The 19,686-nt window shown below is 65.4% G+C and carries 19 protein-coding genes and 1 pseudogene; 12 read left to right on the top strand and 8 right to left on the bottom strand.

Translation table 11 applies throughout. The features are described from left to right. Window positions 1–307: 307 nt before the first annotated feature. Together rplS and RMR04_RS07745 are read left to right on the top strand one after the other, a co-directional pair. Window positions 308–703, top strand: coding sequence for a 50S ribosomal protein L19 (gene rplS / locus RMR04_RS07750; protein ID WP_311913940.1), 396 nt, complete (start codon window positions 308–310; stop codon window positions 701–703). 140 nt (window positions 704–843) lie between these two features. Next, on the top strand, window positions 844–1,317 hold the full coding sequence (locus RMR04_RS07745) for a GNAT family N-acetyltransferase (RefSeq protein ID WP_311913939.1): 474 nt from the start codon (window positions 844–846) through the stop codon (window positions 1,315–1,317). 426 nt (window positions 1,318–1,743) lie between these two features. On the opposite strand, the gene RMR04_RS07740 is transcribed toward RMR04_RS07745, so the two are convergent. Beyond that, window positions 1,744–2,142, bottom strand: coding sequence for a hypothetical protein (locus tag RMR04_RS07740; protein ID WP_311913938.1), 399 nt, complete (start codon window positions 2,140–2,142; stop codon window positions 1,744–1,746). Window positions 2,143–2,315: 173 nt separating this feature from the next. On the opposite strand from RMR04_RS07740, the gene RMR04_RS07735 reads away from it, so the two are divergent. The 6 genes from RMR04_RS07735 to leuD all read left to right on the top strand — a co-directional run bounded on the left by RMR04_RS07735 (window position 2,316) and on the right by leuD (window position 6,085). Continuing rightward, window positions 2,316–2,492 carry a hypothetical protein gene (locus RMR04_RS07735; RefSeq protein WP_158516284.1) on the top strand — a complete coding sequence of 59 codons (177 nt, stop codon included), beginning with the start codon at window positions 2,316–2,318 and terminating at the stop codon, window positions 2,490–2,492. Window positions 2,493–2,633: 141 nt separating this feature from the next. Beyond that, on the top strand, window positions 2,634–4,052 hold the full coding sequence (leuC, locus tag RMR04_RS07730) for a 3-isopropylmalate dehydratase large subunit (RefSeq protein ID WP_311913937.1): 1,419 nt from the start codon (window positions 2,634–2,636) through the stop codon (window positions 4,050–4,052). Between the two features lie 25 nt (window positions 4,053–4,077). Continuing rightward, window positions 4,078–4,323 carry a hypothetical protein gene (locus RMR04_RS07725; protein ID WP_310148310.1) on the top strand — a complete coding sequence of 82 codons (246 nt, stop codon included), beginning with the start codon at window positions 4,078–4,080 and terminating at the stop codon, window positions 4,321–4,323. Further along, a complete protein-coding gene (locus tag RMR04_RS07720) occupies window positions 4,323–4,796 on the top strand; it encodes a metallopeptidase family protein (protein ID WP_311913935.1) in 474 nt (157 codons plus the stop codon). Before RMR04_RS07725 ends, RMR04_RS07720 begins: the two co-directional genes overlap by 1 nt. Before the next feature lie 20 nt (window positions 4,797–4,816). Then, window positions 4,817–5,449: a LysE family translocator gene (locus RMR04_RS07715; RefSeq protein ID WP_311913934.1), complete on the top strand. Its 633-nt coding sequence runs from the start codon at window positions 4,817–4,819 to the stop codon at window positions 5,447–5,449. 33 nt (window positions 5,450–5,482) lie between these two features. Continuing rightward, the gene (gene leuD, locus RMR04_RS07710; protein WP_311913933.1) at window positions 5,483–6,085 is read left to right on the top strand and encodes a 3-isopropylmalate dehydratase small subunit; all 603 of its coding nucleotides are present in this window, start codon (window positions 5,483–5,485) and stop codon (window positions 6,083–6,085) included. A 153-nt stretch (window positions 6,086–6,238) separates the two neighbouring features. Here leuD and RMR04_RS07705 read toward each other — a convergent pair whose 3' ends face one another. The 3 genes from RMR04_RS07705 to RMR04_RS07695 all read right to left on the bottom strand — a co-directional run bounded on the left by RMR04_RS07705 (window position 6,239) and on the right by RMR04_RS07695 (window position 10,005). Continuing rightward, entirely contained in the window at window positions 6,239–7,501 is a 1,263-nt protein-coding gene (locus tag RMR04_RS07705) for a DUF1501 domain-containing protein (protein WP_311913932.1), read from the bottom strand. A gap of 5 nt (window positions 7,502–7,506) precedes the next feature. Further along, window positions 7,507–9,003: a DUF1800 domain-containing protein gene (locus RMR04_RS07700; protein WP_311913930.1), complete on the bottom strand. Its 1,497-nt coding sequence runs from the start codon at window positions 9,001–9,003 to the stop codon at window positions 7,507–7,509. A 207-nt stretch (window positions 9,004–9,210) separates the two neighbouring features. After that, entirely contained in the window at window positions 9,211–10,005 is a 795-nt protein-coding gene (locus RMR04_RS07695) for a DUF4394 domain-containing protein (RefSeq protein ID WP_311913929.1), read from the bottom strand. A 198-nt stretch (window positions 10,006–10,203) separates the two neighbouring features. On the opposite strand from RMR04_RS07695, the gene RMR04_RS07690 reads away from it, so the two are divergent. After that, window positions 10,204–10,767, top strand: a complete 564-nt coding sequence (locus tag RMR04_RS07690; protein ID WP_311913927.1) for a sigma-70 family RNA polymerase sigma factor — start codon at window positions 10,204–10,206, stop codon at window positions 10,765–10,767. Then, entirely contained in the window at window positions 10,764–11,528 is a 765-nt protein-coding gene (locus RMR04_RS07685) for an anti-sigma factor (protein ID WP_311913926.1), read from the top strand. The genes RMR04_RS07690 and RMR04_RS07685 overlap by 4 nt, the downstream gene beginning before the upstream one ends. 24 nt (window positions 11,529–11,552) lie before the next feature. Here RMR04_RS07685 and RMR04_RS07680 read toward each other — a convergent pair whose 3' ends face one another. From RMR04_RS07680 to dapB, 4 genes and pseudogenes are all read right to left on the bottom strand, one after another. After that, window positions 11,553–13,511: an esterase/lipase family protein gene (locus RMR04_RS07680; protein WP_311913925.1), complete on the bottom strand. Its 1,959-nt coding sequence runs from the start codon at window positions 13,509–13,511 to the stop codon at window positions 11,553–11,555. A gap of 61 nt (window positions 13,512–13,572) precedes the next feature. Continuing rightward, a pseudogene (locus RMR04_RS07675) lies at window positions 13,573–14,663 on the bottom strand (ATP-dependent RecD-like DNA helicase). Window positions 14,664–14,735: 72 nt separating this feature from the next. Continuing rightward, window positions 14,736–16,403, bottom strand: coding sequence for a methyl-accepting chemotaxis protein (locus RMR04_RS07670; RefSeq protein WP_311913923.1), 1,668 nt, complete (start codon window positions 16,401–16,403; stop codon window positions 14,736–14,738). Window positions 16,404–16,558: 155 nt separating this feature from the next. Next, window positions 16,559–17,362: a 4-hydroxy-tetrahydrodipicolinate reductase gene (gene dapB / locus RMR04_RS07665; protein WP_311913921.1), complete on the bottom strand. Its 804-nt coding sequence runs from the start codon at window positions 17,360–17,362 to the stop codon at window positions 16,559–16,561. Between the two features lie 112 nt (window positions 17,363–17,474). Here dapB and RMR04_RS07660 point away from each other — a divergent pair, with 112 nt between their 5' ends. Both RMR04_RS07660 and RMR04_RS07655 read left to right on the top strand, forming a co-directional pair. After that, a complete protein-coding gene (locus RMR04_RS07660; protein ID WP_311913920.1) occupies window positions 17,475–18,332 on the top strand; it encodes an alpha/beta fold hydrolase in 858 nt (285 codons plus the stop codon). Between the two features lie 326 nt (window positions 18,333–18,658). Further along, entirely contained in the window at window positions 18,659–19,600 is a 942-nt protein-coding gene (locus tag RMR04_RS07655) for an IS110 family RNA-guided transposase (RefSeq protein ID WP_311909627.1), read from the top strand. Window positions 19,601–19,686 lie beyond the last annotated feature (86 nt).

Raw genomic sequence — 19,686 nt, 5'->3', positions numbered from 1 at the left:
ATGCACGTCGGCAAGGGCCTCGCCAAGCGGCGCCAAGCCTCGTCTTCTCTGGCCGGCCAAGCCGCTCTGCGAAAGGCTAGAGCAGGATGCGAAAAAGTGGGAACCGGTTTTTCGCATTGAACCTGCTCTAACTCTTTGATGAGAGACGGATTCAGATTTCAGATGGGATCACCTTGTGATTCCATCTGAAATCATCCGGCTCTAGCTCGACAAGCGCCCGACTCTGCTGTATGGCCCGCTCACAACTGAAAACAGCGTGCCGAACGCCCGCGCAGCTCAAGCGCGACAACGGCTATTGGAGAGACCCGTGAACATCATCGAACAGCTCGACAAAGAGCAGATCGCCAAGCTCAGCGAAGGCCGCGAGATCCCGCACTTCCAGCCCGGCGACACCGTGCAGGTCAACGTCAAGGTCAAGGAAGGCGAGCGTAGCCGCGTCCAGGCCTATGAAGGCGTCTGCATCGCGCGCAATGGCGGCGGCCTGAACGAGGCCTTCACCGTCCGCAAGATTTCCTATGGCGAGGGCGTCGAGCGCGTCTTCCCGCTCTACTCGCCGAACATCGATTCCATCAAGGTCATCCGCAAGGGCAAGGTGCGCCGCGCCAAGCTGTATTACCTGCGCGATCGCCGCGGCAAGTCGGCCCGTATCGCCGAGCGCGTCGAGCCCCGCGCGCCGAAGGCCCCCAAGGCCGCCGCGAAGTAAGCTTACAGCTTCATCGCGAGAGATTTGGAAAACGCGGTCCCTCGGGGCCGCGTTTTTGTTTTGAGCGGCGCCATCTTGCCGGGCGAAACCGCATCCTGTTCGATGCGCTGGCGGCAAATGGACGTGAGACGAGGCGTGGGATGACGGCAGACCAAGACATCGCATTGCGGCCAGCGCAGGCGGGCGACGCGCAAGCCGTGTTCGAGATCACGCATGTGTCCATCGCGACGCTCGGCAAGGAGCACTATTCGGCGGATCAGCTCGCGGGATGGATGGGCGCCCGCACACCCGCCTATTACGAAGCGCTGATCGCGAACGGACGGATGATCGTCGCCGTGCGGCAGGGCGCGGTCATCGGCTTCGTCGATGCCGAGCCCGGCGAGGTCACCCGCCTGTTTCTCCGCCCCGACGCCGCAGGCTCCGGATTGGGGAAACGCCTGCTCGGCCTCGGCATCGAACAGGCCCGCGAAGGCCACGCCGGCCCCGTCAAGGTCGAGGCGACCGTCAATGCCGAGGGCTTCTACCGGCGACACGGCTTCCGAACCACCGGCAAGGGCTTCTTCTCCCATGGGCAGGGCGGAGACCCGATCGAAATCGTCCATATGGAGCTGTGAATCGGCTTCGGCATGCGCGCCACGCGCGGCTGTATCTCGCTAGGCCGCATCTCGATTGTCGCGCCACCTTGGAACTGCGGGATACTCCCCCATGTCACTGCGCTCCGATCGATCGATGCTGCGCGTCTGCGCCGTCCAGGGTGAAGGCCGACTGCCTGCCCGGCCGACGACGCAGCACTTTGTCGCACGACGATCACGCCCGCCTGCTCTGGCGCTTCTTCGGACGTTTCACAGCGTCGATCGCCGCAGACCTTACGCGCACCTGAGACCGGCCGTTGCGCTGCGCCCTCCGGCATGAGCCGGACCCGGTCAAAACACCCGCGCCGTCATCCCGGACGCAGCCCCCGGGGTCCGGTCTTCGATCGGCCCAAGGATAAACTCCGCGGAGTTCCGGGATGACGCCCTGTGGAGGCAGGCGGGCGAAGTCTACTCCTGCGATCCGAAGGTCATGTCGCGCCGGGCCGTCAGGATGCTGATCGAATAGCCGGCGACGACATCGACCAGGCACATCAGCGTGATGATCAGGAACGTCCCGGTGCCGAAGGCCGGCAGCAGCAGGAAGACAAGGAAGCAGGCGAGGAAGACCAGCATCGACAGGCCGTGATTGAGAATCGAGTTCGTCTTGGCGCTGGCCGCGTTCATGACCTCGAAGAACAAGACGATCGTCGCGACGAAAAGCAGGAGCTCGCTCACCGTCAGCGAAAAGCGCACGCCCGACGGCAGGCCGAAGCCGAGGACTTCGCGCCCCAGTGGCTGCCCCATGACGGCGATGACGACGGCATATACCAGCACCGCCAGCACCATGAAGGGAAAGGATCTGAGCATGGCCACACCTCGCTTCGTCGCCTGAGCTCCAGCTCGGGCGCACCGATCCCTGCTTATCAGCATGGCGGTCGCGAGGCATCTATCCCATCGCGGCATGCGCTCCACGCGCGGCTGTATCTCGCAAGCTCGCATCTCGATTGTCGCGCCACCTTAGAACTGCTAGACACTCCCTCATGTCACTGCGTTCCGATCGATCGATGCTGCGCGTCTGCGCCGTCCAGGGTGAAGGCCATCTGCCTGCCCTACCGACGACGCAGGACTTTGTCGCGCTCGACGATCACGCCCGCCTGCCCTGGCGCTTCTTCGGACGTTTCACGGCGTCGATCGCCGCAGGCCTTACGCGCGCCTGAGACCGGCTGTTTTCGGCCGGCGACAGGCCGTTGCGCTGCGCCCTCCGGCATGAGCCGGACCCCTTCAAGAAATCACCAATATCCGCAAGACATTCCCGATATCCGCAAAAATTCTCGGTATCCGACAGAGGCCACCACGTCATGACGTCCAACGCCACCCCGCGCACGCTGTACGACAAGATCTTCGACGACCACATCATCGACCAGCAGGAGGACGGCACCTGCCTGCTCTATATCGACCGCCACCTCGTCCATGAGGTCACGAGCCCGCAAGCCTTCGAGGGCCTGCGCATGACCGGTCGCAAGGTCCATGCCCCGCACAAGACGCTGGCCGTCGTCGACCACAACATCCAGACGACGGACCGGTCAAAGGGCATCGTCGAGGAAGAAAGTCGCATCCAGGTCGAGGCTCTCGCGAAGAACGCCAAGGAATTCGGCGTCGAGTATTTCGACGAGCTCGATATCCGCCAGGGCATCGTCCACATCATCGGCCCCGAACAGGGCTTCACCCTGCCCGGCACCACCATCGTCTGCGGCGACAGCCATACCTCGACGCATGGCGCCTTCGGGGCGCTGGCGCATGGCATCGGCACCTCGGAGGTCGAGCATGTGCTCGCCACCCAGACGCTGATCCAGAAGAAGGCCAAGAACATGCTCGTCCAGGTGGACGGCACGCTCGCCAAGGGCGTCACCGCCAAGGACATCACGCTGGCCATCATCGGCGAGACCGGCACGGCCGGCGGCACCGGCTCGGTCATCGAATATGCCGGCGACGCCATCCGCGCCCTCTCGATGGAGGGCCGCATGACGTTGTGCAACATGTCGATCGAGGGCGGCGCGCGCGCCGGCATGGTCGCGCCTGACGAGAAGGCCTTCGCCTATCTGAACGGCCGTCCCAAGGCGCCCAAGGGCGCGGCCTGGGAGGCGGCGCTGCGCTATTGGGAGACGCTTTACAGCGACGAGGGCGCGCATTTCGACCGCATTGTCCGGCTCGACGCCAACAACCTGCCGCCGATCGTCTCCTGGGGCACGAGCCCTGAGGACGTCATCTCGGTCGCGGGCGCAGTGCCCGATCCCGCCCTGATCGAGGACGAGACCAAGCGCACATCCAAGCAGCGCGCGCTCGACTATATGGGCCTGACCGCCGGCACCAAGATCACCGACATCCCGCTCGACGTGATCTGGATCGGCTCCTGCACCAATGGCCGCATCGAGGATCTGCGCGCCGTCGCCAAGATCGTCGAGGGCAAGAAGATCGCGGGATCGCTCGACTACGCCATGATCGTGCCGGGCTCGGGCCTCGTGAAGCAGCAGGCGGAGCAGGAAGGGCTGGACAAGATCTTCCTCGCCGCCGGCTTCGAATGGCGCGAGCCGGGCTGCTCGATGTGCCTGGCGATGAACCCCGACCAGCTCAAGCCGGGCCAGCGCGCCGCCTCGACCTCGAACCGCAATTTCGAGGGCCGCCAGGGCTACAAGGGCAGGACGCATCTGGTCTCGCCGCAGATGGCGGCGGCCGCAGCGCTTGCCGGCCACTTCGTCGATGTCAGGCAGTTGGGATGAGACCCGGTAAGCGGGGTTAACGAGCATGTCGAACGACCCCCGCGAAACCGCCCGCGCCGCCGAAGCCCAGGCCGCGCTCGATCGCGTCAAGCGTGACAGCGAGAGCCTGCTCGGTTCCTCCATGGGCCGCGCCGCCGAGCATTTTTCCGGCGGTGATGCGCCCGATGGCGACAAGATCGAGCTCTGGGGCCGGCGCATCGGTCGGTCCCTGTCGCTGCTTGGCGTGATCGCGTTGGCCTATTGGCTCGGCCATCAATTGAAGATCTGGTGATGGGAAGCGTACCTTCAGTCTCGGCCACGACCGGTGCGAGCGCTCATGCGCAAGCCAGCTCCAGCATCGGTTGGGATGGCGCGAAAGCGCCTTCCATCGCCGAATTCGAGGTCTTGGCGCAGGCGGCGTTCGACCATTTGCCGGATGCATTCCGCGCGCTCTGCAGCGATGTCGTCTTCAACGTCACCGAGTTCCCCGAGGACGAGGTGCTGAAGGAGCTCGAGGCAGAGAGCCCCTTCGACATTCTCGGCCTTTTCAGCGGCATCGGCCTGCCGCAGCAGGGCTATGCCCCGCAGACCGGCCAGATGCCCAACACCATCCATCTCTACCGTCGCCCCATCCTCGATTACTGGGCCGAGAACGACGAGAGCCTGGGCGCGATCGTCACCCACGTGCTGGTCCACGAGATCGGCCATCATTTCGGCTTTTCCGACGACGACATGGACGCCATCGAAGCCGAGGCGGAGCGCTAGACGATGCAGCGGAGCACTCGATGATCGACGATCTGATCCGTCACCTGCCTGATCTGGCGCTGGTCTATTCGGCCTTCTTCCTGGCTGTCGCCAGCCCCGGCCCCAGCAACCTCGTCGTCATGGCGACCTCGATGGAACGCGGCCGGGATGCGGGCGCCATATTGGCGCTTGGCGTCACCGCCGGCTCGCTGACCTGGGGAATTCTAGCCGCGATCGGCGTCACCGGCCTGGTCGTGGCCCATCCCGGAGCGCTCTACACCATCAAGATCGTCGGCGGGATCTATCTGCTGTTCCTGGCCTGGCGTTCGGCGCGCTCGGCCATGCGGGTCGAGATGCCGCCGCCGAAAGCCGCCGTCTCGGGGCGCCGCAGCTTCCTGCGCGGCTACCTCATGCACCTGACCAACCCCAAGGCGATCCTGAGCTGGACGGCGATCATCGCGCTGGGATTGCGCCCCGATACGCCGTCGGTCGTGCTCTACGCCATCATTGCCGGCTGCATGCTGATCTCGCTGGGGATCAACCAGTTCTACGCGGTGCTGTTCTCGACCGCCTCGATGATCTCCGGCTATCGCCGAATCCGCCGCCGCGCGGAGGCTTGTCTCGCCGCCTTCTTCACCTTCGCCAGCTTCAAGCTGCTGACCTCGCAGCTCTAGTCACAGCCAGAAAGACCCATCGGAGTTCCCGCCATGCAGCCCTTCACCACGCTGACCTCGACACCTGCCCCGCTGAAGGTGATCAATGTCGACACCGACATGATCATCCCCAAGCAGTACCTCAAGACGATCAAGCGCACCGGGCTCGGCACCGCCCTGTTCGCCGAGATGCGCTACAAGGAGGACGGCTCGGAGAACCCCGATTTCGTGCTGAACCAGCCGGCCTACCGCAAGTCGGAAATCCTGGTCGCCGGTGACAATTTCGGCTGCGGCTCCTCGCGTGAGCACGCGCCCTGGGCCCTGCTCGATTTCGGCATCCGCTGCGTGATCTCGACCTCTTTCGCCGACATCTTCTACAATAACTGCTTCAAGAACGGCATTCTGCCGATCGTGGTCAGCCCGGAGGATCTGGAGAAGCTGTTCGATGACGCCGATCGCGGCTCGAACGCGACGCTGACGGTCGATCTCGAAAAGCAGGAGATCAAGGGCCCCGACGGCGGCACGGTAAAATTCGACCTCGACCCGTTCCGCAAGCACTGCCTGATCAACGGCCTCGACGATATCGGCCTGACCATGGAGAAGGCCCCGAAGATCCAGGCTTTCGAGAAAAAGCTCGCCAAGCGCGAATGGGCTTAGACTTTCCTTCTCCCCTTGGGGGAGAAGGTGTCTGCGCAGCAGACGGATGAGGGAAGGGTCGCGTTAGCGGCCCTTTTTCTTGTCTTGAATGAGGAACTTCCCTCATCCGTCACGGCTTCGCCGTGCCACCTTCTCCCCCGAGGGGAGAAGGACTCACCCGACCAGCCCCCGCATCGGCGCAAGCTCGCCGGTGCCCGGGAACACCCTCTCCGCCAAGACCGGCCCCGAGAGCCCGAACAGCTCCGACACCACGCCCTTGGCCACGCCACGGATGTCCGTCGTCGGCTTGAGATCGCGCTTCTCGTAGAGCTGCTCGGGCTTCAGCCCCGGCCAGTCCACGACCATCCGCCCACCCTTGACCGCGCCGCCGACGAGGAAGGCGATCGTGCCGGTGCCGTGGTCGGTGCCGACCGTGCCGTTGACCTTCGCGGTGCGGCCGAACTCGGTGACCACCATCACCACCGTGTCCTTCCAGACCGGCTTGAGCCCTTGCTCGAAAGCCGCCAGCGCGCCGTCCAGCCCACCCAGCAATTGCGCCAGACGCCCCTTGGCGCCACCCTCATTGGCATGCGTATCCCAGCCCTCGAAGGCGAGCGCGGCGATGCGCGGCCCGTCATCGGCGCCGACCAGCCCCGCCGCACCCTCGGCGATGCGCTTCATGCCGTCGGCGCTGTCGGGGCCACCACCGCCGCGCATATCGCCATTCATGCTGCTGCGGAGCGCGATGCCCTCTGTCTCGATCGCCTGCGAGAGCGCGCGCGCCAGCCCGGGATCGCGCTGGCCGTAGAGGTCGGACAGGCGCTGCATCAGATCGGGCCCCGCGCGCGCCATGCGCGGCGGCGACCAGCCCAGGATCGGCGCCGAGCCGCGCACCACCAAAGGCGGCACCACGCCGACGCCGAGCACGCCATGGCGCGACACCGTCTCGCCGGGCGGCAGGCTCGCGATCAAGCGATTGAGCCAGCCGCTCTCGGTGTGACCGGGACCGGCCTGCCCGCTTTCGAGCACGTCCTGCCCGTCGAAATGCGAGCGATCGCGATAGCCCGTCGCCGCCGCATGCACGATCGAAGCCTGGCCGGCACCGTAGAGCCGCGCCAGGTTCGGCATGGCCGGATGCAGGTAGAAGAAGCCATCGAGCGGCAAGGCGGCGTCGGGACCGTCCTTGGTCAAAGCGATCCCCTCGCGCAGCCCGGCATAGTCGGGATCACCGATCGGCGGCACGGCCGAGAGGCCGTCAAGTGCGCCGCGCAGCACCACGAGCAGGAAGCGCGGATCACGGCTGCCCGCCGCCGCATAGGCGAATTTCGGCACGAAGGACCAGGCGAAGAGCGCGCCCGCCGCGCCGAGAACCGCCCGCCGCGAGGGCGTCATTGCTTCGCAATCGTCGTCGAGATCCGCCTTGGAGTGATCAGTCATGGGGCTCACCTCCGCTGGAACTCGGGCGACATCAGCAGCAGCGCCAGCGCCTGCGGCTTGCTTTCCGCCCGCGCCACGGTCTGGCGGGTCTCGGGCGAGGCGAGCGGGCCAAGAATATCCTCGGTCAGCGCGCGCGGATCGGGCACGCTGCCGGCCGCCTGCCGACCCCAGCCGGCGGCGACATCGATGCGGGTCTTGATGCCTTCGGCCGAGGCCCAGGCGGAGTTCGTGTCGGGATAACCATTGGGTCCCGAAGGCTGCCAGAAGGGCTGGCCCATCACACCGAGAGGCCCGAGAATCTGACCGGGATCGGCCTTGCGGCCAAGCGCGCGATAACTCGCGATCAAAAACTCCTGCGGCGAGCGGATCTTGGTCGGCTCGGCATTCCAGGCCGCGTTCGATTCGAGCAATGCGCGCGAGACGGCGGCGAGATCGCCTTGCGTCCGGCGGAATACCTCCGACAGCGAGGCGACCAGAGCAGGCGGCGGCTCGTCGGCCACGAAATGCCGCGCCAGCTTCAGCGCGATGAAATCGGCGGTGGCTGGATGATGCGCAAGGTCGGTCAAGGCCGCCAGCCCCTGGCCCATGCCCTGCTGAGCATATTGCTTGCCGAGCAGAGGCTGCGCTCCGGGCTCGTGCAAACCGATGTTGAAGGCAAAGGAGCCGGGAAAGCCCAGCACCGCCTCGCGCCCGACCATGGTCCAGCCCGTGATGACGCGAGCGAGATTGGTGACATCGGCCTGGGAATAGCCGCCATGGACGCCGAGCGTATGCAGTTCGAGGATTTCGCGCGCCTGATTCTCGTTCAGGCCCCGCCCGCGCTGTTTTCCGGCGGGCGAGCCCGGCCCGATCGAGAGCCGGTTGTCCAGAAAATCGAGCATGGCCGGATGGCTCTCGGCCGCGAGCAGCATCTCCTCAAAACGGCCGAAGACATGGGGCCGGATGGCTTCGCGCTCATAGGCCCCCGCCATGCTGCGACCGATATTGCTCTTGGTCGCCGCGATGCAGAAATGGTTCGACCAGAACATCACCAAACGCTCGGCGAAACCGCTCTCGGCCTCAAGCGCGAGCTGAACCCGGGCGACGATCTCATCGCGATAGGTCTTGAAGGGCAGCGACGGCTCATTGGGCGGCTTGGCCGGCTGCGCCATCTGGTTTTGCTGACCGGCCGGGGGCTGTGGAGTGACCGGAGCTTGCGGGTTCTGCACGGCCTGCGGATTTGGTGGCGCGGCGGCGGCCTGCATGGCCTGCGCCTGCCCGGCGGCAAGTCTCGCCTCGCGCTCCATGCGCTCTCTGTCCTCGAAGGCGAAGAGCGCCGAGCCGATCTCGGCAGCGCCCGAAAAGGGCGGATTCAGCGGCTGCGCGACACCGCCGCGCGAGACCTCCGCGAGAATGCGCTCACGCGCCCCACCACGCTGATCGCGCGGCTGCCCCGGCCTTGCGCCAAGGCCGAAACGCTGGAGCCCGATGCCGCCGGCGCGGCTGTCGTCCGGGGTCGCCATCTATGCATCTCCGATCGCGATTCGACCGAAACATCACGATACAAGGTCGATGCAAATAATGGCGAAAAGCAGAGGGACATCGCGCCATTTGATGGCGATGGCGACGCCCCTATCTGACGTCCGGGCCAGAGGACGAAAAACGAAGAGGGCCGCCACCCCTTGCGAGGCGGCGGCCCTCCCGAATGGCCGGATCAGATCGTCCCGGACTTAAGAAGCCGGAAGCGCCGCGACATCACGCACAGGCGCGTTCAGCCCAGTGACCTGTCCAACCATTGTCGCCTTGCCGGTGGCGAGATCAACCTTGTGCAGGGCGCCGTCCGCCAGCAGCCAGCCGGTATTGGTTCCATCCGCCGCCGTCTCGATATCAAAGGCGATGGATTTCGGCATCACACCGAGCTTGCCGACCGCTCCGAGCACGCCATCATTGGGCGGCGCCTGCTTGATCAAGCCGCCGATCTTGGCGTCGATGTCATAGAGCGTCGTCTCCTTGGCGCCCTTCACCGAATTGATATAGGCGCCGCCGACGATCATCGGCGCTTCGCCCTTATGCATGTCGGTCTCGGCGAATTTCAGCTTGCCATCGACCGTGGTCTTGCCGTCATCGACATTGACGCGAAGATTGGTGCCGTCCGAGCCGATGACGCGCATGCGGTCGGCGACCGGGTTGAAATCGACGGTGGCCATGGCAGTAGCCGAAAGCACGGTGTCCATCTTGGACTTCATCGTCGCCTTGCCGGCGGCATCGACCGTATAGATCGTGCCGTCGACCGTCAGCGCATAGAGCATGCCATCGGCCGGGCGCACGTCGATGCCGGCGATCTTGCCGGTAATGCCGCTGACCTTCATCGATTTGCCGGCCTTCAGGGTCGCGGTGTCGATCATCGTCAGGGTGTCGTCGCCACTGAGCGCGGCCAGCATGCCGGCCTGGGCAGCCAGCGGCGCGATAAGGGATGCGCCAAGAATCGTCGAAGCAATCAGTGCAAGGCGGGTGTTGCGGTCCATGCCGTTATCCTCCGGTTGTCTGTTCCGGTGCCGCCGGCCTCTGTCCGGCCGCAGCACTCGGATGCGACAACGCCGCGTTCCCGTTTGCGGATGCGGCGGGAAAAATAAAGAATCTTGGCGCATCCGAAGCGGTCTGAGATGTGTAACAACAGGCTGGGCCGTGGCCGGCAGGGCGTTGCGCCAGCAAGGGAGACCGGAATGGCGAGCGACGCCACGCTGACAGCAAAGACTGCAGAGATTGAAACGGCGCTGCGTGCCTGTGCTTCCGGCGATAAATCTGCGCTCCGGCGCATCTACGATGCCGAGTCCGCGCGTATGCTGGGTGTGGCGCTGCGTTTGCTGAAGCGTCGCGCATTGGCCGAGGAGGCGGTGCAGGACGCCTTTGTCCTGATCTGGCGGCATGCGGCGCGGTTCGACCCAGCGCGCGGCGGCGGCCTGACCTGGATCTACGCGATCCTGCGCAACCGCTCGCTCTCGATCCTGCGCAACGAGAAGCGCACCGAAACGCGTGAAGAACCTGTCGCCGAGGAGATGGCGAGCGAAGAGGACGATCCAGAGACTGTCATGTCGAAGCTGTCGGACGCCAAAGCCCTGCGCACCTGCCTCGAGACGCTGCCGGCGCAGCGCCGCGGCATCGTGCTGCTCGCCTTCGTCCAGGGCCTGACCCATGGCGAGATTGCCGGCAGGCTGAACATGCCGATCGGCACGGTGAAATCCTGGATCAGGCGCTCGCTGATGTCGCTGAAGGAGTGCCTCGGATGAGCCCCTCCGCCGACATCAACCTGACGCAAGCCGAGCGCGACGCCTTGGCCGGCGAATATGTTCTCGGCTTGATCGAGGGGGCCGAGCTCGCAGCCTTCGAGCAGCAGCTCGAAAGCGATCCCGAGCTCGCGGCAACCGTCGAGAGCTGGCGCCGCCATTTCGCCAGCATCGACGCGACGGCAACCCCGCTTACCCCCTCGCCAGCGCTATGGAGCCAAATCGAAGCCGAACTGGCGACGCTGGCGCAGAACGCAGCCCCGGCGCGAGCGGCGGCGACGACAATCCTGGGCAAGGCCTCCGCCGGCAGCCGCCTGTCGGCCTGGTGGAACAGCCTTTTCGTCTGGCGCGGCGCGGCCTTTGCCGGTGCGCTCGCGGCCATCCTGCTTGCCATCGGCCTCAACGGGGCGCTCGACCGGGCCAGGCGCCAGCCGGTCATGGTGGCTGTGCTGCTGACCGAGGCCAGCGTCGCGGCGGCCGTGGTCAACACCTTCGCCGATGGCCGCGTCGAGATGGTGCCGCTGCAGGCAATCCATGTGCCGGAGGGCAAGGCGCTCGAAATCTGGACGCTCTGGGACCGTGCCGTCGGGCCGCGCTCGGTCGGGCTGATCGAGCGCGCCCGCACGACGCCGCTCCGGCTAGACCAGCTCCCGCTTGGCAAGGACCAGCTCTTCGAGATCACCATCGAAGCCGCTACAGGCTCGCCGACCGGCCGGCCGACCGGGCCGGTGGTGGCGAAGGGGACGACGGCGCAGGCGTTGTGAAGCGTCAGAAGCAGGCACGCCGCCTCAGAAGCGCAACAGCACAGCCTTGATCAAGAGGGCCAATAGCAGGCTCAACATGCCGAGCATCGCTGAAAACAGCGGCCCCATATCGAACACGACTGCCGCGGCCAGCGGCAGCACGACGATCAGCGCCGCGAAGAAAACCGCGACGCAGATGATGCGAAACGCGTTGTCAGCAAGGTTGAGCGTGTAGCCGTCCTGTACCGTGCGATAATCGGGATTCTCCTGTCCTAAGGGCGGTTGCTGGCCCTTCACCAACGGCAACGTACCCTCGAGCACGAAACTGGCAATCTCGTCCCACTGACTTTCCTTGATGCCGGCACTGTGGTTGCCTTCGACATAGCGGATGTCGAGCATCCGCGGATGGTCGGGCTCAGCATCGAATCCATCATGGCCAGCGCTGCCGAGATCGACGGAGACGAAGCGCTGCAGTGCATTCGGAAAGATCGCGACAACCCAATCGGCCGTCGCGACATAGTTCATCACCGCCTTGATCCGCGCGCCGGGCGGCGCGTTCTCGCCTTCCCCGAGCCACTTCGGCCAATGATAGTCGCGCCGGACCACGCTTCCTGCAAAGACGACACGTTCAAACCTGACCCGCGGACAGCAATCGAGCGCGCCAGCCAGCAGATAAGTGCCGTTGGAATGGCCGACATAATGCAACGTCGCATTCGGATAGCGCGCTTTCGTCTCGACATAGAGATCGAGCAGCCATTCGACCTTCTCCTGCCGGAGCCAACGCAGGACGAAAGGCGCCATCGGGAAATAACCATAGCTCGCTGTGATCGAGCGGATGAGCAGGTCGCGCTTGGGCTTGTCGAGGCCTCTCAGTCGCGGCGCGAGCGCCTCCCGCTCCGGCTTTGACAGCGTTGCCAGGTCGAGCGGCTTTTTCCCGGCGAGCTCCTTGATCTTGCGCGCGATCTTCTTGGTCCAGAAGCCCTTGTCGCGAATACCATGGATGACGAAGACGACGTCCCGGATCGCAGGATTGGGCAGCGGCGGCAGGTCGTCTTCCATATGGCGGCGCCGGATGAAATGCTGGTTGCGGATCAGGGCATCGGCGCTTTCCTCCAGTGCAGCCTTCAGCACGGCACGCCGCTCGGCATGGACGGCATCGTCGGGCCCCTGCACAGGGAACAAAACCGAGGCCTGCACATGGCTCGTCTGCGGCATTTCCAGCATGAAGAAACGGGCCCAGACGCTCTCATCCGAACGGGTACGATCGACCGGCAAGGTCGAGTCGAGTACGTGATCGACAGCGTCTTCCGGCGAAACGATGTCGTCGACCGTGCCGATCACCTGGACGATCAAAAGCTCCTTCTCGCGCTTGCGCGCCGGGTCGGCCATCAACTCGAGCCATTGCAGGCGTGTCGCCGCTAGGAAGGCCGAACCGCGCCGGATCTGCAGGATCGTCGCCTGCCGGCTCCTGTCCTTGGAGCTCTTCAGCCAGCCGCGCAATTGCAGAAAATTGGTGCCAACGCGCCACAAAAACCCGTCCCAGAAACCGATGGCGGAGTTGAAGGTCCAGCCACGATTGATCGCCGCGAGGAAAACCAGCCGGTTGATCGCCTTGGCCCAGGGCAGGCGGTCGGCCCCCGCCGGCCAGGCGACCTTCACATCCTCAGCCATGCCCCAGGCGACGAGAACGAGCTTTCGCGCCACCAGCGCGCCCGTCGAGTGCCCGACCAGGATGATGTCGTCATAGCTCTCGCGGGCGAAATGCCTGGAAATCTCGTCTGCGAGACACGCGACGATATCGACCATGGCCTCGTCGCAGAACTGGCTGCGATAAGGCAGCTCCGGCGCGTAGATCGCAGCCTGCGAGAAGACCCCAGCGATGGCGCTCACCATTGAGGGGCGGTTGGCCGCGGCGCCGGCGAAACCGTGCAGCACGACGACGAGCAGGCGCGGTACTGCCGCGTCCGGCCTGGCAGGTGCGACCAGATGATGGATCAGGTTCATGCCGCCCCCAGGCTGTCGACACAACCTAACCTAAGGTCAACTTTCCGGCGAAGCAACGCCCCTAGACAACCACCGTGATCGTCTCCGCCGCCCGTGTCAGGCCGGTGTAAAGCCACCGCGCCCGGTGCTCGCGGAAGGCGAAGCTTTCGTCGAACAGGACGATATCGTCCCATTGCGAACCTTGCGCCTTATGGACGGTCAGCGCGTAGCCGAAGGTGAATTCGTCGGTATGCTTGCGCAACTCCCAAGGCACCTCATCCTCGGTGCCGTCGAAGAAATTCGGCAGAACCGAAACCTTGACGGGCTTGCCGCCGGTGTCGTCCTCCGGCGTCACCCGCATGGTGACGAGCCCCTTCTTCGAGGTCTTCAGCTCCTGCACGATCCATGAGCCGCCATTGAGCAGGCCCTTGCTCTTGTCGTTGCGCAGGCAGACCAGCTTCTCGCCCGCGACAGGAACCGTCTCAGTGCGGCCCATGAGCTGGCGCATGCGGGCATTGTAGTTGCGCCGCGTCTTGTTCATGCCGACCAGCACCTGGTCGGCGCCGAGCACGATCTCGGGCGTCACCTCATCGCGCCGGATGACGCGGCTCTGGCCGTAATCGCCGACATCGAGCCGGCCACCCTCGCGGATGATCATCGACATCCGCACGATCGGGTTGTCGGCGGCCTGGCGATGCACCTCGGTCAGCATGACGTCGGGCTCGACCTCGGTGAAGAAGCCGCCGCCCTTGACCGGGGGAGCTGCGCCGGATCGCCCAGCACCAGCACCGGCGTGCCGAAGGAGAGCAGATCCTTGCCGAGATCCTCGTCGACCATCGAGCATTCGTCGATGATGATCAGCTTGGCCTTGGCCGCGACGCTCTCGCGGTTGAGCACGAAGGTCGGGCTCTCCTCCTCGACGCCGCGCGAGCGGTAGATCAATGAATGGATCGTCTGCGCGCCGACACAGCCCTTGTTGCGCAGGACGAGCGCGGCCTTGCCGGTGAAGGCGGCGAAGACGACATCGCCGTCAACGGCCTCGGCGATATGGCGCGCCAAGGTGGTCTTGCCCGTGCCGGCATAGCCGAACATCCGGAAAAGCTGCGGCTCGCCGGCCTGGAGCCAGCGTGCGACCGCGGTGAGCGCGGCATCCTGCTGCGGCGACCAGTTCATTGGCGGGAAAATGGATGGGTCCGGATCATGCCGCACAACGCCGCGAGTCGCGCCGGAATGGCAAGCGTGACTTCAGGCTGCGCGCAGGCGACGGACGAACTCCTCGGCCTCGCCCTGCAGCGCCGCGATGCGGGCATCGAGATCGCGGGCGCCGGCCGCGCCCATATCGGCCTGGGCGACCGATTGCGCATTGGCCATGGCGATCTCGGCCATGGCGCCGGCGGCAGCACCCGTGACGGAGGAGATCCGCGCGACCGTATCGCCGAGCGAGCCGAGCAGTTCGGCATGCGAACCGACCATGGTCGAGATCTCGGTGCTGGTCTGCTCGACCGCGCCGACGCTGGCTACAATGCCCGAAACCGCTTGGGCCGCGTCCGACAAGGCGCTGTTGACCATGCCGATGCGGCGCACGATCCGCGCCGTCGCATCGGCCGTCTGGCCGGCGAGCGCCTTGACCTCATTGGCGACCACGGCAAAACCGCGCCCATGCACGCCGGCGCGCGCCGCTTCGATCGTCGCGTTCAGCGCCAAGAGATTGGTCTGCCGCGCGATCGCCTCGATGAGGCCGACGACATCGCGGATCTGGGCCGCGTTCTCGGTCAGGCGGCCGACCAGATGGACGGCGCCCGCCGCGTCCCGGTTCGCCACTGAGGCCGTCTGCGAAACCCGGCCGACCTCGCTGTTGATCTGCCCAACGACATGTTCGAGCCGCAAGGCCGCCTCGGTGATACCTAGCGCATCCGCGCCGGCCCCCTCGACCGCGGTCGCCGCCGTGCCCGAGGCCGCCGAAACCTGCTGGGCGCGCACAGCCGCTTCCTGCAGCGCGCCGTGCAGCACCTCGCTGAGCCCCGCGATATCGGCCAGCAGGACGCCGATCCTGTCCTCGAAGGCCTCGGCGATCCGGCCGAGTTCCTGCGTCCGCGCACCGGCATGCGAATGCGCGAGATCGGCCTCGGCCTCGCGCGTCACCAGGGTGGTGCGGACCTCGCTCAATGTCCGCACCGTGCGGGCAAGCTGGCCGATCTCGTCACGCCGATGCACATGCGGCACCTCGATGACCTGCGACGAGGACGTCGCGACGCCGATCGCCGCCATCAACTCGCGCAGGGGCCGCGTCAGATGGGTGCGCAGCAGATAGACCGCCAGCAATGCCCCGCCGAGCGGCAGGCACAGCGCGATCACGATCACGCGCAGGCGCAGCGCCTGGGCCAATGCGCCCGCCTGCGCGGCACTGATCTGCGCACGCTTGTCGAGATCATCGGTGAGTTTGGAGGTGACGGAGATGATCTGGCGGACGTTCTCGCGGGCCGCATCGGCGCTCGCTTCAAGCAAGGCGGCCTTGGGCGAGATACGCCGGCCGATCTCGACGATATCCTTCTTGAAGGCGATGAAGGTGTGGATGTTCGGGTCGAGTGTCGCGTTGGCCTGGCGGATCGCGTCCGGCAAGGCCGAGAGCAGGCTCGCCCGCGCCGCATCGACGAGATCGACAGCGCCGTCCAGCGTATCGAGCGCCGCCTCGACGGCGCGCGGGCTGGCCGTCTCGTCGAACTGGCTGAGCAAGGACGCATTCGCCACCCGGTTCGAGAGCAAGGCGGCCTTGTTCGCCAATGCCAGGCTGGTGAAAGCCTGCCGGTCGATCTCGCGCACCTCGTCGAGGCCTTTCACCGCGCTGAACAGACCAAGCCCCGCCGCGAGGCCGAGCAGCGCGAACAGCAGCGTGATCTTCGCCGTCAAACCCACTCGCCGCATCGCCAAAGCCACTCTCGCCGGATTGGCGCGAGGTTTCGCAGAGGCGGACAAACGAGCGGTTAACAGAGCGCAGCTAAATCAAATAATATCAATTATTTAGCCAGTTATCGACCTTTGCGCGGCGCCGCCCCCTCGCAGCGACTTCATCAGCCCATCAGGCTGTCGAGCCCGCGCCTCAGGCCGGTCTGATCGGAGACGCGACGCGCCGCCAGCAAGGTCCCGCCGACATAGGGCGCTGCCGATGTGCCGGCATCGTGGCGGATCACCAGACGCTCGTCGGGCAGCCCGAACACAGCCTCGCAGGAGAGCACGAAGCCGGGCATCCGCACCGAATGGACCTGCACCGGATGGGGCGCGCCGATCGCGCCGCCGCGTGTCTCGCGCACGCCACCGAGCTCGGAGACCGGCTTGGAGGTCGCGGCCATGCGCTCGGCCCCGAGCGTCTCGGCCAGCTCGCGCCCGGTGCCGGACGGCGTGTCGGGCTTGGAGGGCGAAGCGTAGTCGATGATCTCGACATCGGGAACATATTTGACCGCTTCGCGGGCGAAGCGGCGCAGCAATGTCGCGGTGATCGAGAAATTACCGGCGGCGAGCACGCCGACGCCTTTAGCCTTCGCCGCCATGTCGATCTCGGCATAGTCCTCGCCCGTCATGCCGGATGCACCGACGACGACATGGCGTCCGGCCGCGACCGCCGCGAGCACATTGCCCTTCACGCTGTCGGGCTTGGTGTAGTCGATCACCACATCGCAGGGCACGCGCAGTGCCTCAGTCATGCTGGCGAACACCGGCAGGCCGTTGGCGGAAAGCCCAGCCGCCTCGCCGAGATCGCGTCCCGCAGCCTTGCGCGAAACGCCGGCGACCAATTCGAGATCGGGCGCGGCCATGATCGCCGCGACGAGCGCCTTGCCGACCCAGCCGGTGCAGCCGGCGAGCGTGATGCGGATCATGTGTGGGGTCCTTATAACGGCGGAACCGCGGGCTTGAGCGAATCCAGGGCGTGACTATCGTCGCTCCATCGCCCGAGGCAAGGGAATGCGCCTGAGGCAAGGGAGCGCGGCCATGTTCGTCAAGGTCAATGGCATCAGGCTCTATGTCGACGTCGAAGGCTCGGGCCTGGTACCCGACGGCCCGCGCATGCGGCAAAAGCCGACGCTGATCCTGCTGCATGGCGGCCCCGGCGCCGACCACAGCATCTACAAACCCGCCTTCTCCACGCTGAGCGACATCGCGCAGATCATCTATTACGACCATCGCGGCTGCGGACGCAGCGAGGACGGTCCGCGCGAAAGCTGGACGCTCGCGCAATGGGGCGATGACGTGAAAGGCCTCTGCGATGCGCTCGGCATCGAAAAGCCCATCGTGCTCGGCACCTCGTTCGGCGGCTTCGTGGCCCAGTCCTACGCCACGCGGTATCCGGAGCATGCGGCCAAGCTGATCCTGATCAGCACGGCAGCGAAAGTCGATTTCCCGACAATCTATGCGGCATTCGAGAGATTCGGCGGCACGAAAGCCGGTGCGGCAGCGAAGGCCTACTGGTCGAATCCGTCGGACGGAACCCGCCAGATTTATCGGGAGATATGCGTACCGCTCTACACACCCCGAGCGCGCGGGCCCGCCGAGTGGTTGCCACGGCTCATCTCCCGAAACGAAACGGGCGTCCGGTTCAACGGTCCGAACAACGAACAGGGGCGCTTTGATTTTCGCGCTGCATTAGCCAATCTGAATTACCCGGTCCTGGTCATGGGCGGAGAGGACGATCCGATCATGCCGATCGCCTTCAGCGAGACGATCGCGGGCAGCCTTCCACCCGAACATCTCCGTTTCGAGCGCTTCGCGGGCTGCGGCCATGGCATTGTCCCGGACGATCCCGAACGGACCCTCGAAGTGCTGCGGAACTTCATTCTCGCCGACGCCTGAGAGTCTGGCCCGAAATGAACCCAGAGATTTCAATGGCTCTGCCTCGATCACCCATGCGCCGTCATCCTGGGCGAAGCGAAGCTTCGACCCGGGATCCATCGTAGGGAACTGCGCTCTACGATGGATCCCGGATTGGAAAGGCAGACTGTGTAAGATGGTTTGGCCGGCCGGGGACGGCCATCCCCAGCCGGCGCGGTCGAGATGCCGAGATCCCGGTCAGCCCTCAAGAGGTTGAACAGAGCAAGAGCAGTCGGCCGCACCCAAGCCAGTCCGAACAGTTGCACGGGGCTTTTGACCTCGCTTCCAAGCCTGGGATGCTTATGACCATGACACAGAACAGCCCCGTCGGCATCGACGTTTCCAAAGGCTGGCTCGACCTTGCCATCGCCAGCAAGGTCGTGCGGATCGACAATACCGCGCCGGCCATCCTGGCGCAGATCAAGCGTCTGCTGCAGGCCGGCTTCACCACCGTCGGCATGGAACCGACCGGCGGATATGAACGGCTTGCCGTCAGCCTGTTTCGCGAGGCGGGCTTCACCGTGCTGATGGTCGATAGTTGGCGCTGCCGTCAATTCGCCAAGGCACGCGGCAACCGCGCCAAGACCGATCCGCTCGATGCCCGCCTGATCGCCGATTTCCTCGTCGCCCACGAGGCCAGGCCCTTCCCAAAGCCCAGCCTCTCGCAGCAGGAGCTGACGCTCTGGTCGCGTGAGATCGCCCGGGCGCAAGCCTACCTCCTGCGCCTGCAGAACCGCCTCGATCACATCGAGGTCGAGGCCCTGCGCCGCGTGATCGAGACCGAGATGGACGCCATCCGCAGTACCGTGAAGCAAGCCCAGGCCGCCATCGAAGTGTTGATCGCAGCCGATGAGGAGTTCAGCGCCAAGGCCGAGCTCCTCGACAGCATGACCGGTATCGGACCCAACACCATCCGGGTCCTCCTCGCCGAGATGCCTGAACTCGGCCATATCGACGCCAGGAAGGCTGCGGCGCTGGCCGGCGTCGCTCCCTATCCGTACGACAGCGGCAAATCCCGCGGCATCAGCCACATCGAAGCCGGACGCGACGCCCTGCGGCGCAGCCTCTACCTCGCCGCCTTCGCAGCCAAGCTCCACAATCCCTGGGCCAAGGCCATCTATGACGGCCTGCGCAAAGCCGGCAAAGCCGCCAAAGTCGCCCTCATCGCACTCGCCAGACGTATCCTCGTCGTTCTCAACGCCATGGCGCGCAATCAAAAACCCTGGCAATTCAACAACAAAGCAAGCTGAACATGACAGTTGCTCTGCGCCGCTGACGCGGCTTGTCCAGGATGACGGTGCGGGTGACAGCAAGCGATCGCAAGCCCCTGATATGG

The sequence above is a fragment of the Bosea sp. 685 genome (assembly GCF_031884435.1).
GTDB lineage: Bacteria > Pseudomonadota > Alphaproteobacteria > Rhizobiales > Beijerinckiaceae > Allobosea.
This window is presented reverse-complemented; position numbering and strand designations above follow the sequence as displayed.

Excerpts from the sequence above, each read along its gene's own strand:
- RMR04_RS07745 (WP_311913939.1), top strand. The coding sequence starts at position 844 with ATGACGGCAGACCAAGACATCGCATTGCGGCCAGCGCAGGCGGGCGAC.
- RMR04_RS07740 (WP_311913938.1), bottom strand. The coding sequence starts at position 2,142 with ATGCTCAGATCCTTTCCCTTCATGGTGCTGGCGGTGCTGGTATATGCC.
- RMR04_RS07735 (WP_158516284.1), top strand. The coding sequence starts at position 2,316 with ATGTCACTGCGTTCCGATCGATCGATGCTGCGCGTCTGCGCCGTCCAG.
- leuC (WP_311913937.1), top strand. The coding sequence starts at position 2,634 with ATGACGTCCAACGCCACCCCGCGCACGCTGTACGACAAGATCTTCGAC.
- RMR04_RS07725 (WP_310148310.1), top strand. The coding sequence starts at position 4,078 with ATGTCGAACGACCCCCGCGAAACCGCCCGCGCCGCCGAAGCCCAGGCC.
- RMR04_RS07720 (WP_311913935.1), top strand. The coding sequence starts at position 4,323 with ATGGGAAGCGTACCTTCAGTCTCGGCCACGACCGGTGCGAGCGCTCAT.
- RMR04_RS07715 (WP_311913934.1), top strand. The coding sequence starts at position 4,817 with ATGATCGACGATCTGATCCGTCACCTGCCTGATCTGGCGCTGGTCTAT.
- leuD (WP_311913933.1), top strand. The coding sequence starts at position 5,483 with ATGCAGCCCTTCACCACGCTGACCTCGACACCTGCCCCGCTGAAGGTG.
- RMR04_RS07705 (WP_311913932.1), bottom strand. The coding sequence starts at position 7,501 with ATGACTGATCACTCCAAGGCGGATCTCGACGACGATTGCGAAGCAATG.
- RMR04_RS07700 (WP_311913930.1), bottom strand. The coding sequence starts at position 9,003 with ATGGCGACCCCGGACGACAGCCGCGCCGGCGGCATCGGGCTCCAGCGT.
- RMR04_RS07695 (WP_311913929.1), bottom strand. The coding sequence starts at position 10,005 with ATGGACCGCAACACCCGCCTTGCACTGATTGCTTCGACGATTCTTGGC.
- RMR04_RS07690 (WP_311913927.1), top strand. The coding sequence starts at position 10,204 with ATGGCGAGCGACGCCACGCTGACAGCAAAGACTGCAGAGATTGAAACG.
- RMR04_RS07685 (WP_311913926.1), top strand. The coding sequence starts at position 10,764 with ATGAGCCCCTCCGCCGACATCAACCTGACGCAAGCCGAGCGCGACGCC.
- RMR04_RS07680 (WP_311913925.1), bottom strand. The coding sequence starts at position 13,511 with ATGAACCTGATCCATCATCTGGTCGCACCTGCCAGGCCGGACGCGGCA.
- dapB (WP_311913921.1), bottom strand. The coding sequence starts at position 17,362 with ATGATCCGCATCACGCTCGCCGGCTGCACCGGCTGGGTCGGCAAGGCG.
- RMR04_RS07660 (WP_311913920.1), top strand. The coding sequence starts at position 17,475 with ATGTTCGTCAAGGTCAATGGCATCAGGCTCTATGTCGACGTCGAAGGC.
- RMR04_RS07655 (WP_311909627.1), top strand. The coding sequence starts at position 18,659 with ATGACACAGAACAGCCCCGTCGGCATCGACGTTTCCAAAGGCTGGCTC.